This is a genomic window from Chitinimonas sp. JJ19 (assembly GCF_036961565.1).
In the GTDB taxonomy this organism is placed as follows: Bacteria; Pseudomonadota; Gammaproteobacteria; order Burkholderiales; family Chitinimonadaceae; genus Chitinimonas.
The window spans coordinates 54,466-68,525 of sequence record NZ_JBAMDD010000007.1 but is presented as its reverse complement, the minus strand read 5'-3'; the positions used below and the strand labels follow the sequence as shown (position 1 = coordinate 68,525).

Annotated in this window: 13 protein-coding genes; 9 read left to right on the top strand and 4 right to left on the bottom strand. The window is 61.1% G+C overall.

Going from position 1 to position 14,060, the window contains the following annotated elements:
* Positions 1 to 4: 4 nt before the first annotated feature.
* Complete coding sequence (gene pncB / locus V7714_RS10445) at positions 5 to 1,210, bottom strand: nicotinate phosphoribosyltransferase (protein WP_335709815.1); 1,206 nt, start codon at positions 1,208 to 1,210, stop codon at positions 5 to 7.
* 115 nt (positions 1,211 to 1,325) lie between these two features.
* Positions 1,326 to 2,135, bottom strand: coding sequence for a hypothetical protein (locus tag V7714_RS10440; RefSeq protein ID WP_335709665.1), 810 nt, complete (start codon positions 2,133 to 2,135; stop codon positions 1,326 to 1,328).
* 205 nt (positions 2,136 to 2,340) lie between these two features.
* Between V7714_RS10440 and V7714_RS10435 the strand changes: the two genes are divergently transcribed.
* Genes V7714_RS10435 through V7714_RS10420 form a run of 4 tightly spaced genes read left to right on the top strand, consistent with a single transcriptional unit; the run spans position 2,341 to position 5,620 of the window.
* Complete coding sequence (locus V7714_RS10435) at positions 2,341 to 3,000, top strand: NUDIX hydrolase (RefSeq protein ID WP_284197701.1); 660 nt, start codon at positions 2,341 to 2,343, stop codon at positions 2,998 to 3,000.
* 9 nt (positions 3,001 to 3,009) lie between these two features.
* Entirely contained in the window at positions 3,010 to 3,966 is a 957-nt protein-coding gene (locus tag V7714_RS10430) for an ADP-ribosylglycohydrolase family protein (protein ID WP_335709664.1), read from the top strand.
* Positions 3,963 to 4,568 (top strand): nicotinamide riboside transporter PnuC, encoded by a 606-nt coding sequence (gene pnuC / locus V7714_RS10425; RefSeq protein WP_335709663.1) that lies wholly within the window; start codon positions 3,963 to 3,965, stop codon positions 4,566 to 4,568. Before V7714_RS10430 ends, pnuC begins: the two co-directional genes overlap by 4 nt.
* Positions 4,568 to 5,620, top strand: coding sequence for an AAA family ATPase (locus tag V7714_RS10420; RefSeq protein ID WP_335709662.1), 1,053 nt, complete (start codon positions 4,568 to 4,570; stop codon positions 5,618 to 5,620). The genes pnuC and V7714_RS10420 overlap by 1 nt, the downstream gene beginning before the upstream one ends.
* 163 nt (positions 5,621 to 5,783) lie before the next feature.
* On the opposite strand, the gene V7714_RS10415 is transcribed toward V7714_RS10420, so the two are convergent.
* Together V7714_RS10415 and rtcR are read right to left on the bottom strand one after the other, a co-directional pair.
* The gene (locus tag V7714_RS10415) at positions 5,784 to 6,668 is read right to left on the bottom strand and encodes a hypothetical protein (RefSeq protein WP_335709661.1); all 885 of its coding nucleotides are present in this window, start codon (positions 6,666 to 6,668) and stop codon (positions 5,784 to 5,786) included.
* Between the two features lie 102 nt (positions 6,669 to 6,770).
* Positions 6,771 to 8,363 carry an RNA repair transcriptional activator RtcR gene (gene rtcR, locus V7714_RS10410; RefSeq protein WP_335709660.1) on the bottom strand — a complete coding sequence of 531 codons (1,593 nt, stop codon included), beginning with the start codon at positions 8,361 to 8,363 and terminating at the stop codon, positions 6,771 to 6,773.
* Positions 8,364 to 8,565: 202 nt separating this feature from the next.
* On the opposite strand from rtcR, the gene V7714_RS10405 reads away from it, so the two are divergent.
* From V7714_RS10405 to V7714_RS10385, 5 genes are all read left to right on the top strand, one after another.
* Positions 8,566 to 10,116, top strand: a complete 1,551-nt coding sequence (locus V7714_RS10405; RefSeq protein ID WP_335709659.1) for a vWA domain-containing protein — start codon at positions 8,566 to 8,568, stop codon at positions 10,114 to 10,116.
* 853 nt (positions 10,117 to 10,969) lie between these two features.
* Positions 10,970 to 11,401 carry a hypothetical protein gene (locus tag V7714_RS10400; protein WP_335709658.1) on the top strand — a complete coding sequence of 144 codons (432 nt, stop codon included), beginning with the start codon at positions 10,970 to 10,972 and terminating at the stop codon, positions 11,399 to 11,401.
* Positions 11,402 to 11,412: 11 nt separating this feature from the next.
* On the top strand, positions 11,413 to 11,760 hold the full coding sequence (locus V7714_RS10395; RefSeq protein WP_335709657.1) for a zinc-ribbon domain containing protein: 348 nt from the start codon (positions 11,413 to 11,415) through the stop codon (positions 11,758 to 11,760).
* 92 nt (positions 11,761 to 11,852) lie between these two features.
* Positions 11,853 to 13,064 carry an RtcB family protein gene (locus V7714_RS10390; RefSeq protein ID WP_335709656.1) on the top strand — a complete coding sequence of 404 codons (1,212 nt, stop codon included), beginning with the start codon at positions 11,853 to 11,855 and terminating at the stop codon, positions 13,062 to 13,064.
* A 63-nt stretch (positions 13,065 to 13,127) separates the two neighbouring features.
* Positions 13,128 to 13,919 carry a nucleotidyltransferase domain-containing protein gene (locus V7714_RS10385; protein WP_335709655.1) on the top strand — a complete coding sequence of 264 codons (792 nt, stop codon included), beginning with the start codon at positions 13,128 to 13,130 and terminating at the stop codon, positions 13,917 to 13,919.
* Positions 13,920 to 14,060: the final 141 nt, after the last annotated feature.

The following is a 14,060-nucleotide window of genomic DNA, read 5'->3' as shown; positions in this document are numbered from 1 at the left end:
GGGTTTACTCCTTGGTGATCTGAAAGACATCACGCAGATAGTTGAGGAAATTCAGGTCCTCGCACATGCCCTTGCCCGGACTGTCGCTGACCTTGGCGACGGGCTGGCCATTGCATTGCACCAGCTTCATCACAATCTGCAGCGGCACCTGGCCGCAGTCGTTGGACAGATCGGTGCCTATGCCAAAGCCAGTGCGGGCGCGGTCGGCAAAGCGGCGGTACAGGGCGAAGGATCTCTCCAGGTTGAGCCCGTCGCTGAATACCAGCATCTTGTTGCTGGGATCGATGCGCATGTCGTTGTAGTGGGCCAAGGCTTTCTCGCCCCACTCGAAGGGGTCGCCCGAGTCGTGGCGCAGGCCGTCGAACAGCTTGCAGAAATACAGATCGAAATCGCGCAGGAAGGCATCCATGCCCACCACATCGGTCAGGGCGATGCCCAGGTCGCCACGGTATTCCCGCACCCAGTGTTCCAGCGCGTTCTTCTGGAAATCGCGCAGGCGCGAGCCGAAAGACTGGAAGGCCTGCAGGTACTCGTGCGCCATGGTGCCTATGGGGGTAAGGCCGTAGCGCTTGGCCAGCAAGACATTGCTGGTGCCGCGCATAAAGGGCTCGCCTTCGCGGGCCAGGGTGGCGACCACCCGCTCATGCCACTCGCGCGAGTAGCGGCGACGGGTGCCGAAATCGAAAAACACAAAGGGTGTGCGCCGCGCCGGCTCGCCGGCAAATGCGCGCAGCTGGGCCAGCTTGGTCGCCAGCCTTTGCTCGCCCTCGGCCCAGGCGGGCTCCCATGGGAACTGGCGGAAATACACTTCGTTGACGATGGCCAGGACATATATCTCATACAGCATGCAATGCAGCATGGGGCCTTTGACCCGTATGGCCAGCTCGTGGGGGTGCGCGGCAGGAACGCTGACCTCGATAAACCGACGCTGCAGCTGGAACAGACGCAGGAAATCGACAAAGTCCGACTTGATGAAGCGCAGGCCGGCCAGATACGCCAGCTCGTCTTCGCTGAAGCGCAGACTGCACAGGTGGTCCAGCTGGGCGTTGACTTCGTCCAGCAGGCCCGCCAGCGGCAGGGTGGGCAGGTTGCGGCACTTGAAAGCGTACTCGGCCTGGGTCTCAGGCTGGTGATGCAGTATCTCCTGCATCATGGTGAACTTGTAGAGATCGGTATCCAGCAGGCTCTGGATGACGGGCTCGGTTGGCATACGGGCCATGGTGGTGTCCTTGCGGGGTGCTTGGGATGCCCCGCTCGATAGTTATAGGGTCAAGCCTGGAATGGCGCAGTGTCGTCGGTATTGACCAAGAGGTGATTTGCAGATGCTAGGCAGCAAAGTCACAGCTCTGCGCCTGCCGCATTCCCCTGCGAGTCATCTCTTCGACAAAGGCGACACCCAAAGACTCAAACCCGCTTACCGGGCTGGCGCAGTCGGTCAGCAGCATCAGCTTGCCGATGTGGTCGGGGCCCAGTTGCTCGGCCAGGTCTCGCACCGTGCTGGCGACGCAATGCGAGAGAGCCTCGCCGGCGATCAGAATGGTGTCGGCCCGGCGTAGCTGGGCCAGCAGCGCCTGGTTGACCAGGGTGTGGGGATCGGCGTCGTCGGGCACCTCGGCCTGGATGGCGGAATAGTGCTCGGTGGTCGGGTTGATGCCCTTGGTCACGTAGTTCACTGTGCGCAGCTGCGTGCGTCCCCACTGAAGGAGGGCCTCGAACAGGGTGGCTTCCACGTTGTGGCCCCAACTGCCCAGCAGGCAATGCTCGGGCCAGATGATGAGCTGATAGCGACCGCGCTCGGCCAGGGTCTGGACATAGGCCAGGCTGCGTGCGGCCTGGCTGGAATCGCGTGCCTGCCAGCGGCCCTGGCGCACCTCGTCGAGACTGATGACGGTAAACGGGGCTGGCGATACGCCCGCTGCATCCTGCCACCAGCCGGGGTGAGCGATATCCAATGGATTGTGGGTATCCAGGGTGACATGAATGGCATCAAGCTGCTGGCCGATGCGGGCGACCAGGCCCGCCAGCCTTTGCATGTCGGCCTGGGCGCCCGGGACCGGCAGGGCGGCGCCGGGGATGTCGCAGAAGTCGTTCTGCGGATCAATGATCAGGAGTTGTGTCTTGCCCAGGGTATTCATGCTGCCATCCTTCGCTGTTGGCGGTTGGGTTGAGACTATTCTGGCAAACATATTCGCATATTGCAACTAACAAAATTACCAAGCAGCTTGGGTGGCTAAGGATTGCTGTCTATGTGGCTATTTCACTGCGATTCATTTGCCATGTCGGTGTCGGCTTGCACTCTGTTTTGTTAGTGGTATTATGAAACTAACAAGCGAGGTGGTCATGGAGCAGAATATTATCGTCAGTGTGGATGTGGTGCTGTTCACATTGAGCGAAGGACAACTCAAGATCGTATTGCTGCGGCGCGAGCGCGACCCCTATGCCGGGCAGCTGGCCCTGCCTGGGGGCTATATCCATGCGGACAAGGATCGCGACAGCCTGGCGTCGGCAGAGCGGGTGCTATTGAACAAGACTGGGCTGGTATCGCCCTATCTGGAGCAGTTGTATACCTTCAGCGGCGGGGTACGCGATCCCCGTGGCTGGTCGTTGAGCGTGGCCTACTATGCACTGGTGCATGAAAGCCTGCTGGTGCCCGATGCCGAGCTGCGTTTCGAGCTATGGCCGGTGGCGGCGGTGCCGGATCTGCCTTTCGACCATAACCGCATAGTCGACCATGCGGCCAAGCGCTTGCGGGACAAGTCCACCTATACATCCTTGCCCTGCCATCTGCTGCCCGAGCTGTTTACCCTGACTGAGCTGCAGCAGACCTATGAGCACATCCTGGGGGTGGCGCTGGACAAGAGTGTGTTCAGGCGCAAGCTGCCTGAGCTGGATTTTCTGGAAGCGGTGCCCGATGCCATCCGCCAGGGCAAGCACAGGCCGGCGCAGCTATACCGGCTGCGCCCCGACCGGCGGTTGACCATATTCGACAAGACGGTTTGAGGGCCTGTTATGAACAAGACTCCCCAACGAGGTGGTGTGATGACAGAACAAGAGCGTTACCGTGGCTGCCTGCTGGGCCTGGCCTGTGGCGATGCGGTGGGTACGACCGAGGAATTCAGCGTGCGCGGCAGTTTTGCGCCGATTACCGACATGGTCGGGGGCGGGCCTTTCAAGCTGCCGGCCGGCGCCTGGACCGATGATTGCGCCATGGCGCTGTGCCTGGCGCAAAGTCTGCTGTACTGCCAGGGCTTCAATGCGGTCGACCAGATGAACCGCTACACCAACTGGGCTGACCATGGCTATATGAGCAGCACGGGTAGCTGCTTTGATATCGGCATGACGGTGGCGCGGGCGCTGGAGCGTTATCGCAAGACGGGCGACCCCTATGCCGGCGATACCGATCCACACACCGCTGGCAATGGCTCGCTGATGCGGCTGGCACCGGTGCCGATGTTTTATGGCAACAGCCTGGCGCGTACCGTGCACTATGCGGGCGAGAGTGCCCGCACCACCCATGGCGCCGAAGAGGCCATTGCCTGTACCAGGCTGTTTGCCACCCAGCTGCATCTGGCCCTTATGGGGGCCGGCAAGCAGCAGATTGTGCTGGAGCATGGTTTTCATACCGGCGTGCCCATGGTGGCCGCGCTGGCGGCGGGGGGCTGGCAACGCAAGAGCGAGCGCGATATCCGTGGCAGTGGCTACGTGGTCGAATCGTTGGAGGCGGCGCTGTGGTGCTTCTGGCAGACCGACAGCTACGAAGCGGCGGTCTTGAAGGCGGCCAATCTGGGCGATGATGCCGATACCACGGCGGCCATCTGCGGCCAACTGGCCGGTGCCTACTACGGTGTGGCAGGCATACCGCCGCGCTGGCTGGCCAAGCTGGTGATGCACGACGATATCGTACAACTGGCTGACCGTTTACTGGCCGAGCGTGAGCCGGTCGCACCCTTGGGAGTCCAGCCATGATGCCCTCCTATCTTGAGATTGCTGCGGCGCTGACGACGGCGCTGGCCATCTGGCTGGCTGCGCGCAACAACCCGCACACCTGGTCTACCGGCATCGTGGCCTGTGTGCTGTATGGCGTGGTGTTCTTCCAGGCCAAGCTGTATGCCGACGTGACCCTGCAGGTGTTCTTTGTCATCACCAGCCTGGTGGGCTGGTGGCAATGGCTGCACGGTAAATCGGGCGCCGTGCTGCCCATCAGCCGCACACCGGGCCTAAGCCTGGTGCTGTATGTCGTAGGGGCCATCGTAGTGGCGGTGGGCTATGGCGCCATACTGCATTACTACACCGATGCCTATGCGCCTTTTGTGGATTCGCTGGTGCTGACTTTCAGTGTGCTGGGGCAGTTCCTGCTGATGTCGCGGCGGCTGGAGTGCTGGTATGCCTGGCTGATCGTCAACACCCTGTCGGTGCCGCTGTACTTCTCGCGCGAGCTGTACCTGACCGGGGGCCTGTATCTGATCTGCTGGTTCAATGCCTGGTATGGCATGTACCGCTGGCGGCGGGAGTTTGCCGCCCAGTCCAAGCCAGCGGCGACCTTGCTGGTGCATGGCGCAGGTGCCTGATGGAAAAGCGTTTCCGGGCCGGCCTGGTGGTCGGCAAGTTCTCGCCGCTGCACCAGGGGCATGTGTTCCTGATCAAGACCGCACTGGAGCAATGCCAGCAGGTCTACCTGATCAGCTACTCCCTGCCTGAGCTGCCCGGATGCGGTGCCGAGTTGCGCGAACGCTGGCTGGCCGATGCTTTTCCGCAGGCGCATAGACTGGTGGTGACACCGGCCCGGGTAGCGGCCTGGCAGGCCGAGGGCCGCGCCCTGGCAGACTTGCCCGACAATGCCGCACCCGATGCGGCGCATCGGCATTTTGTGGGACAGCTTTGCCTGACCGTGCTGGAAACCACGGTGGACGCGGTGTTTACCAGCGAGGATTATGGTGATGGCTTTGCCGCCGTGCTGAGCCAGGATTTCGCCGCCGTGGGTGCAGGGCTGGTGCAGCATGTGCAGGTGGACAGGGCGCGCTTGACCGTACCGATATCGGCCACCCGCCTGCGTGCCGACATCCATGGCCTGCGCAGCTACCTGGCTCCTGGTGTTTATGCTGATTTTGCCCGGCGGATCTGCCTGCTGGGTGGGGAATCCACCGGCAAGAGCACGCTGGCGGTAGCGCTGGCAGCTGCCCTCGATACCATCAGCGTGGCCGAGTACGGCCGTGAGTTGTGGGAGTGCCGGCAGGGCCAACTGGCCTACCCTGATTTGCTGGACATAGGCCGCGAGCAGGTGCGGCGTGAGGGGCTGGCGGCGGAGTCGGCGCGGGTCTACCTGATCTGCGATACCTCGCCGCTCACCACGCTGTTTTACTGCCGGCACCTGTTTGGCCGCGCCGAGCCTGAGCTGCAGGCGCTGGCCGGCCGGCCCTATGACCTGACCCTGCTGTGCGCACCGGATTTCCCCTTTGTGCAGGATGGCACGCGCCAGGGCGTGGCGTTCCAGGCCATGCAGCATGCCTGGTACCAGGCCGAGCTGGCGGCACGAGGCATCGCCTACAGCCTGGTGCAAGGCAGCGTGGCCGAGCGGGTGGCCTGCACGACCAGGCTGCTGTCAGACCGCTTTGGGAAATAACAGCAGGGGCATCACCGTACTAGATTGAGGGGGTGTTGGGTACCAGCCTGGCTGTCTGCATGCAATGCTCCATAAAAAGCAAAAGGGGCGCATTAGCGCCCCCGGGTGGTGAAAAGCAGTATTTCAACGCCTGGTTGTTGAAACTGCACGGGTCGACCAGCGATCAGGGGGTTTGGCCGACATAGTCGCTGCCAAAGAACTCGCGCAGCATAAAGGCCTCCAGCTCGGCGCTATGTTGCGGCCTAGCCGACAGCACCACGGTGCGTCCCAGTCGATGGGATTCCCAGTTGAAATTGCCCTGGTAGTGCCGGCGTATCACCTCGATCATCCGCCGTATGATGGCCAGTTCCAGATCGCCGCCGCGCTCGACTTCGACTTCTATCAGTTCGCGTCGGCCACTGCTATAGCTGCCTTGCCAGCCACGGAAGGCGAACTGGGCGGTGCGGCTGCCCTTGTTGACGATGGTGAAGATGCCATTGGTGCCCGGCATTTGCAGGTTGCGGCGTATGGTGGCGTCACGCAAGGCGTCGGCGGACGGTGGTGGGGCCTCTGCTTCGGGCTCGGGGGCGATGCCCAGGGCCTCATCAATGGCGCGGCGTTTTTCGCGTTGTGCCCTGACATAGTCTTCCATGTCCACCGCCTGCGGTGCAGGTTGCACGGGCGGAGGGGCGGCTTCGGGCTGGGGCATGGCCAATCGCTTGGGTGACGGTGGCGGTGTCATGGGTGGTGGTGGCTCGGCCGGTTTTTCCTGGCGCGGCCGGGGCTCATCCTCTGCTTTGGCTGGGGACGGCGATGCGGTGCTGCTGTTGGTGCTGCGGTCTGGCAGCAGGCGCAACACCAAGGGCAGGGTACTCATCTGCCCCTCGGGGCTGACCAGCACCTGCATATTGGCGCGTGTCAGCGCATACAGCACCAGGATGTGGACCAGCGCGGTCACGCCTATGGCCAGGACCGTGCGCCGCTTGATTGAAAGCTCGACGTCCGTGCTCTGCCAATGTGGCCATTGCCGGCTCAGGGTGGGCAGGGCGATTGCGGGTGTGCTGCTCATGGGCTGACGGGTGGGTGGCTATCTGAAACCGGATTTGTGGTGCTGGCAGGGCCGGCTGTGTGAGTGGCGTTGATCCACTTAGTTTCGCACACCGCCGTTCAATCAAGTATGAGCAGATTGTATCTGTCGCCAATCCAACCCAAATCGGGCCAGGTATTTGCGCAGGCGGTCGGCGTCGTTGCTGCTGGCCTTCTCCAGCCGCGATGCACCAAACAGGCGACGGCCTGCATCCGATAGCGAGCTGGCCTGACGGCAGACGCGCAACACGCTCTCCAGTTGCAGCTTGTCGAACAGATCCAGCTGGTTTGCCGCTTCGCCCAGCAGTGTATCGAGTTCAGAGGTGCTGGTGTCCTGCCAGCCTTGCCGCAGTCGGGTGGTTTCCTCATCCACCTCGGCCACGCTGATGCGGCCGGCTTCGGCCAGGGTGGCCAGGCGGGTGATGGAGGCCGACAACTCGCGGAAATTGCCGCTCCAGCGGGCGTCGGCCGACGTGGCGAACTTCAGGTAGGCGCGCCGTGCTTCGACATTGAAGCGTACCTGCTCGCCCTGTTCGCGAGCGTAGCGGGCCAGTTCGAACTCAAGGTTGGGTTCGATATCTTCCGGTCGTTCAGCCAGGCCGGGCAGGGTGTAGGTCCACAGATTGATACGGGCATACAGGTCTTCGCGAAAGCGGCCTTCTGCCACCCATAGGCGCAGGTCGCGCACCGTGCCGGCAATCAGCTGGAAGTCGCTTTCCACTTCGCGGTCGCCACCCAGGGGGAAGAAACGCTTCTCCTCGATGGCCTTGAGCAGCATGGCCTGCTCATCGAGGCCCAGTTCGCCGATTTCGTCCAGAAACAGCAAGCCGCCGTCGGCACTGCGCAGCAGGCCGGCCCGCTCGGTCTGTGCACCGGTGAAGGCGCCCTTGACGTGGCCAAACAGTGCCGACATGGCGCTATCGCCGCGCAAGGTGGCGCAATTGACTTCCACAAACCGGCCAGCCAGTTGATGGCGGCTGCGGCGCATCTCGTACACCCGCCGGGCCAGAAAGGATTTGCCAGCGCCGGTGGGGCCGCAGAACAGCATGGGCGCCTTGGAGCGGACGGCGACCCGTTCTATCTGCTCGATCATGCGATTGAAGCGGGCATTGCGGGTGGCAATGCCTGATTTGAGGAAGGAGACGGATTCGTCGCGCTCCTGGGCGAAGCGGGTGGCGATCTTGTCGTAACGCGAGAGGTCGAGGTCTATCAGGGTGTAGCTGCCCGCTACATCCTCGCCTTCGCGCTTCTTGGGGGGCGAGGTTTGCAGCAGGCGGGCGGGCAGGTAGCGCGATTCAGCCAGCAGGAACCAGCATATCTGGGCGACGTGGGTGCCAGTGGTGATATGGACCAGATAGTCCTCGTTCTCGGTATCGACAGGGTAGCCATGGGCAAAGTCATGCAGTGCGCCATAGACCTCCTCGAAATCCCAGGGGTTTTGCAGGTTGACTTCGACGCTGACGACCTCGGTACCGGGTGAGATGGCGGCGACATCGTTGCGTATGCGCTCGAACAGTCCACGGCTGCGACTATCGTGCAGTAGCTCCAGCCTGTGCACCAAGAGATCGGGTTGTTGGCACAGGCCTACGGTGGGCCGCCATTTCTCCCAGCGTTGACTGCCTCGCCCGGCGTAGTCCAGCACGGTGCCGATAAAGCCCATTACCACAGTCTTGCGCATGTTTTATACCAGTAGATAAATCAGTATCTAATACTATCAATTTTTCTGATTTATGGTTGGCTTGGTATAGTGGTTCGGTGCAAGGGGTTTACTTTAATTGCTATTTAAAACAATGGCTTGATGTTTTCTTCTGTGTCGCTGAACAAGGCTGGCATGCTGCTTGCGATAACTTAGGCATACAACGACGAAAGCGAGATGCCAAATGGCCAACCAGCAACTGTTCAATACCTTGCTCGCCCCATTGCCCACCAGCAACGCAGTGAACCAGGAGCAAACACCGGCATATGCCTATACCCCCAAGCACAAGCTGGCCCAGCTGGCGATGACGGGCTGCCTGAACCAGACCTACTACGCCGATGCGCAAGCGCAACTGGCCGATGTGCTGGCACTGGTGCAGGAGCTGGATGCGGATTATGTCGCCAAGACGGCGGTGTACTGCCGCGAGCGCGGCCTGATGAAGGATATGCCGGCGCTGCTGACTGCCCTGTTGGCTGCCCAGCGCGCTCCCCAACTGCCAGCCGTATTCGCTCGGGTAATCAACAACGGCAAGATGCTGCGGAACTTTGTGCAGATACTGCGTAGCGGTGTGACAGGTCGCAAGTCGTTGGGTAGCCGGCCCAAGAAGCTGGTGCAGGCCTGGTTGAATACGGCCAGCGAGCAGCAACTGTTGCAGGCTGCCGTGGGTAATGCGCCGTCGCTGGCCGATGTGGTGAAGATGGTGCACCCCAAGCCTGCAGAAGCATGGCGCGAGGCCTTCTTTGCCTGGTTGATAGGCAAGCCTTACCAGGCAGACAAGCTCCCCCCGGCTACCCGTAGCCTGCTGGCCTACCGTGCAGGCGAATTGGCTGAGTTGCCCACCGTGCCATTTCAGCTCTTGAGCAACGAGGCATTGACTGCGGCGGAATGGGCGGTGCTGGCGCAGCACATGGGTTGGCAAGCACTGCGCATGAACTTGAACACCCTGGCCCGCCAGGGGGCGTTTGCCCTGCCCGGTGTGCCCGAGCAAGTGGCAGCGCGGCTGGCAGACCCGGCCGCTGTGGCCAAGGCACGGGTATATCCCTACCAGTTGCTGGCCGCATACCGTATGGCGGGTGACGATGTACCGGCCGTGGTACGCAATGCCTTGCAGGATGCGCTGGATATCTCGCTGGTGAATGTGCCCAAGCTGGAGGGGCAGGTGGTGATCTGTCCGGATGTATCCGGCTCCATGTCCAGCCCGGTAACCGGTGTGCGCCAGGGGGCAAGTACCAAGGTGCGCTGCATCGATGTCGCTGCGTTGGTGTCCGCCGCCATCCTGCGTACTCACCCGGATGCCCGTGTCCTGCCGTTTGAAGTGAAGGTGGTGGATCTGGCGCTGAATCCCCGCGATTCGGTCATGACCAATGCGCAGAAGCTGGCGGCAATTGGTGGTGGCGGGACGGCGTGCTCGGCGCCGCTGGCCAAGCTGGTGGCAGAGGGTGCCAAGGTCGATGTGGTGATACTGGTGTCCGATAACGAATCCTGGGTCGATGCATCGCGCCGTGGTGCTACCGAGACCATGAAGCAATGGACACTGCTGAAGCAGCGCAACCCGCAGGCCAGGCTGGTGTGTATTGATCTGCAGCCCTATGGCACCACCCAGGCTGTGGAGCGCGCCGACATCCTGAATGTGGGGGGCTTTGGCGATGCCGTGTTTGATGTGATGGCCCAGTTCGCGGCCGGCAGTTTTGGTGCGGGACACTGGGTTGAGGCGATTGAGGCCACCGCCTTGTAACAAGCTGATTCAGGCGTGCCGGGCAAGCTGAGTGCTGCCGGCAGGTTCAATCGGCCACGCAGGGTGCCTTGGGAGGCGGTGCCTCCTCTCGGTTCCTTGCCCTGCGGGGCCGGCCAATTTGGGTATGCATTGAAATAACTGAGGAATAGTTTGCTGCATAGGTAATGGTAAGGATTTCGGTCAGTCAGGAATGCCGGTTGGGACTACATCTTTTGGTTGATATCCCTTCGGGGGTACGGGTTCGAATCCCGGAGGCGGGTAACCGCTGAGTCTCGCCAAACTTGTCCTGATAGACCGAAGGTACGAATGCGGGTGGGTGTACATCTGGATATCAGCCGGTTCAAATCCGGCCCACGCGCAAGCGTGTGACCACTCACCGATTTTGTCGTACCTGATTTTTTATGGCGAATGCCGGCGGAACTACACCCTATCACGGTCGAGGTCGTGGGTTCGATTCCCACCCGTGCCAGTAACAGGGCACGGTAGCTCAGTGGTTAGAGCACGAAAGACGTTTCGCCAATATTGTCGCCAGTTTTATTGCCTGTCTCAGGGCAAATGCAGGTCTGGAGTACATCCACCTGACTGCGGGCTTGATACCCCGCGCCGGCCATGCCGGTTTGTCGCTCTGGCCTATCTTGTTGCCCATGAGACATGCACCCTTTATGCGGCGAATGCCGATGGAACTACATTTAATGACCGTGTCGCGACTTCGATACTCGCCAGTGCCAGCGTATCGGCACTGTAGCTCAGTTGGTAGAGCAGGATGTTTCATCAATATTGTCGCCGCCCTTTTAACCGCGCTTCCAGATATCCCGTCAGGCGGGTTGTCTGGTACCAGAAACAGGACGGGAATATGGAAGCAACGTTGTACGAAGCATGGCGCCTCACGCTGCGGCACCTGGCACCGGAACACGCCCGCCGCTGGTTATACCTGCTGGCCCATGATGCCAGGCGCTGGCAGAAGGTCAGCCCCATGATGGTATGGCCTAGCCGCGATGTGGAGCGGATGTTCCCCGATGACCTGGTGCATCGCTTACAGGCGCTGCTGGCCTCGCCCATGGCGGCGCGGGATGTGGTGGTACTGAACAGCTATTTTGGCGAGTGCTATCGCGCCAGGCTTGATGCGGTGCTGCAGCTTGTCGCCATCCCGGGCAAGGCTGGGCAGTACGACGTACGGTTGGCATTGATGGAAGGGTTTATCTGCATCGTGCCGGGAAAGTTGGCCCTGCTCTGTAACCATGAGGGCGGTGTGGCCTTGTGGGAAAACAGGCATCAGGCAGCATGAGGTGACATGGGATGCAAAGCGGAAAACAGAAACGCGCCGCCATCATGGCCAGGCGCGATGCAAGGAAAGCCAGGGTGGCAGCGCAGGCCCTGGAGGCGGTACACCGGGTGCAGGTAAACCGCGCCAGACTGGCGCCCTGCAATAGCTATGGCGAACCCCAGTTTGTGCATGACGGTTATTACCAGGACCGGCGCTTTATTTGCCGCGACTGTGGTGCGCGCCAGGTATGGACAGCGGAGCAGCAGCAATGGTGGTACGAGACAGCCAAGGGCTATGTTTACTCCACCGCCGTGCGCTGCCTGACCTGCAGGCGGGAGCGACGCCTGGCCCATAGCGGCCAGATGCGTATAGGTATTTAGTGGGTGGCCCAGTGGGGCGGCCCGCACAAGCAGGATGGGTTTGCGCCAGGCGCAGGCCCGATCGAGATCAAGCCAGGATGAAAGCAAGCAATATGAAGCACCAACTACTGGAAGTGGCCAACGGTAAGCCCATCAAGCTGTGGACCGAGGGGGTACCCGTGGAGGCCGAAGCCTGCGAGCAGCTGAAGAACACGGCCAAGATGCCTTTTATTTACAAGCATCTGGCGGTGATGCCTGATGTACACCTGGGTAAGGGTTCCACCATTGGTAGCGTGATTCCTACCCTGGGTGCCATTATCCCCGCCGCGGTGGGGGTGGATATCGGCTGCGGCATGATGGCCGCCCGTACCACGCTGACGGCCGCAGACCTGCCCGATAACCTGGCCGGACTGCGTAGCGCCATTGAGGCTGCCGTACCGCACGGTAAGACCATGGGTAAGCGCGATAAGGGTGCTTGGGATACCCCGCCTGAAACTGTGGATAGCATGTGGTCGGAACTGCACGGTGGGTTCAAGCGCATCGCCGAGAAATACCCGACGCTGGAGCGCACCAACAACCATAAGCACCTGGGAACGCTAGGTACCGGTAACCACTTCATCGAGGTTTGCCTGGATGAGGCCAACCGCGTCTGGTTCATGCTGCACTCGGGGTCGCGTGGTGTAGGTAATGCCATTGGTAACCTGTTCATCGAACTGGCCCAGGCCGATATGCGCCAGCATATCGCCAACCTGCCACACCGTGACCTGGCGTACTTCGAGGAAGGTAGCCAGCACTTTGATGACTATGTGGAAGCCGTGGGTTGGGCGCAGGATTTTGCCCGCCGTAACCGCGCCGTGATGATGCAGAACGTGATTGCCGCTGCCCGCAAGGTGATCAGCAAACCGTTTGCTGCCGATGTGGAAGCCGTGAACTGCCACCATAACTATGTGCAGAAGGAAACGCACTTCGGCCAGGAAGTGCTGGTAACCCGTAAGGGCGCGGTATCGGCACAGAAGGGGCAGCTGGGGATCATCCCGGGGTCTATGGGGGCCAAGAGCTTTATCGTACGCGGGCTGGGTAACGAAGAATCGTTCTGTTCTTGCAGCCACGGTGCCGGTCGAACCATGAGCCGTACCCAGGCCAAGAAGCGCTTTACCGTGGATGACCAGGTGCGCGCTACTGCCCACGTCGAATGCCGTAAGGATTCGGACGTGATTGATGAAATTCCGATGGCCTATAAGGACATCGATGCCGTGATGGCAGCGCAGTCCGAGCTGGTGGAAGTGGTGCATACCCTGCGCCAGGTGGTGTGCGTGAAGGGATAAGCCACGGCGTGCCTTGGTCATCGCTGACTGCATGGCAAGGCATAAGCGAAAGATGGAATTGTGATGAAACTGCTTTACGAACATCCGATAGCGCCGGCCATCCATGCCCGCGTGATGGCTGAACTGCAGGCCATAGAGCAACGCCACGACGTGCGCGTACTGTTCGCCTGCGAGTCGGGCAGCCGTGGCTGGGGTTTTGCCTCGCCGGACAGCGATTACGACGTGCGTTTTGTCTATGTGCATAAGCTGGACTGGTATCTGCAGGTCGAGCCCCAGCGCGATGTGATCGAAGTGCCCATCAGCGACGAACTCGATGTGTGTGGCTGGGAGTTGCGCAAGGCATTGCAGTTGCTGCGCCGCTCCAATCCGACGCTGTTTGAGTGGCTGGATTCGCCCGTGATCTACCGGGAAGACGCGGTGTTGGCGGCGCAACTGCGTGCGTTGGCACCAGGGTTTTTCTCAGGGCTCAAAGGCCGCTATCACTACCTGGCCATGGCCAGGAAGAACTTCCGTGGCTATCTGCAGGGCGAGCAGGTACGCCTGAAGAAGTATCTCTATGTGCTGCGGCCGCTGCTGGCAGCCCAGTGGATAGCATCGGGCCGTGGCGTACCGCCTATGCGCTTTGCAGATATGGCCGACGTGATGGTGACCGACCCGGCGCTACGTGCCGAGATCAATGCGCTGCTGCGGATCAAGATGGCATCGGGGGAGGCCGAGTACGGCGCGCGCTTCCCGCTGATACACGATTTTATCGAGCGTGGCCTGGCGGTAGAGGTGCCGCCTGCCGACTACAAGCGGCCAACTGGGACCGATGCGGCACTGGATGCCCTGTTGCGGCAGAGCTTGAGTACTTAGGCAATACCTAATAGTTACACGCCAACTTAATAGTCAAAGACTATCATTTGCGCCGCATGGCAGGGGTACGAGTTCACCCGCCGTGGCGTCTCGTACCTCGTCTGTGCGCTGATGTAGAAAAATAAACTGAATAGGAGAAAA

What these genes read in the sequence shown, in the direction of transcription:
- pncB (WP_335709815.1), bottom strand. Translation starts at nt 1,210, where the DNA reads ATGCCAACCGAGCCCGTCATCCAGAGCCTGCTGGATACCGATCTCTAC.
- V7714_RS10440 (WP_335709665.1), bottom strand. Translation starts at nt 2,135, where the DNA reads ATGAATACCCTGGGCAAGACACAACTCCTGATCATTGATCCGCAGAAC.
- V7714_RS10435 (WP_284197701.1), top strand. Translation starts at nt 2,341, where the DNA reads ATGGAGCAGAATATTATCGTCAGTGTGGATGTGGTGCTGTTCACATTG.
- V7714_RS10430 (WP_335709664.1), top strand. Translation starts at nt 3,010, where the DNA reads ATGAACAAGACTCCCCAACGAGGTGGTGTGATGACAGAACAAGAGCGT.
- pnuC (WP_335709663.1), top strand. Translation starts at nt 3,963, where the DNA reads ATGATGCCCTCCTATCTTGAGATTGCTGCGGCGCTGACGACGGCGCTG.
- V7714_RS10420 (WP_335709662.1), top strand. Translation starts at nt 4,568, where the DNA reads ATGGAAAAGCGTTTCCGGGCCGGCCTGGTGGTCGGCAAGTTCTCGCCG.
- V7714_RS10415 (WP_335709661.1), bottom strand. Translation starts at nt 6,668, where the DNA reads ATGAGCAGCACACCCGCAATCGCCCTGCCCACCCTGAGCCGGCAATGG.
- rtcR (WP_335709660.1), bottom strand. Translation starts at nt 8,363, where the DNA reads ATGCGCAAGACTGTGGTAATGGGCTTTATCGGCACCGTGCTGGACTAC.
- V7714_RS10405 (WP_335709659.1), top strand. Translation starts at nt 8,566, where the DNA reads ATGGCCAACCAGCAACTGTTCAATACCTTGCTCGCCCCATTGCCCACC.
- V7714_RS10400 (WP_335709658.1), top strand. Translation starts at nt 10,970, where the DNA reads ATGGAAGCAACGTTGTACGAAGCATGGCGCCTCACGCTGCGGCACCTG.
- V7714_RS10395 (WP_335709657.1), top strand. Translation starts at nt 11,413, where the DNA reads ATGCAAAGCGGAAAACAGAAACGCGCCGCCATCATGGCCAGGCGCGAT.
- V7714_RS10390 (WP_335709656.1), top strand. Translation starts at nt 11,853, where the DNA reads ATGAAGCACCAACTACTGGAAGTGGCCAACGGTAAGCCCATCAAGCTG.
- V7714_RS10385 (WP_335709655.1), top strand. Translation starts at nt 13,128, where the DNA reads ATGAAACTGCTTTACGAACATCCGATAGCGCCGGCCATCCATGCCCGC.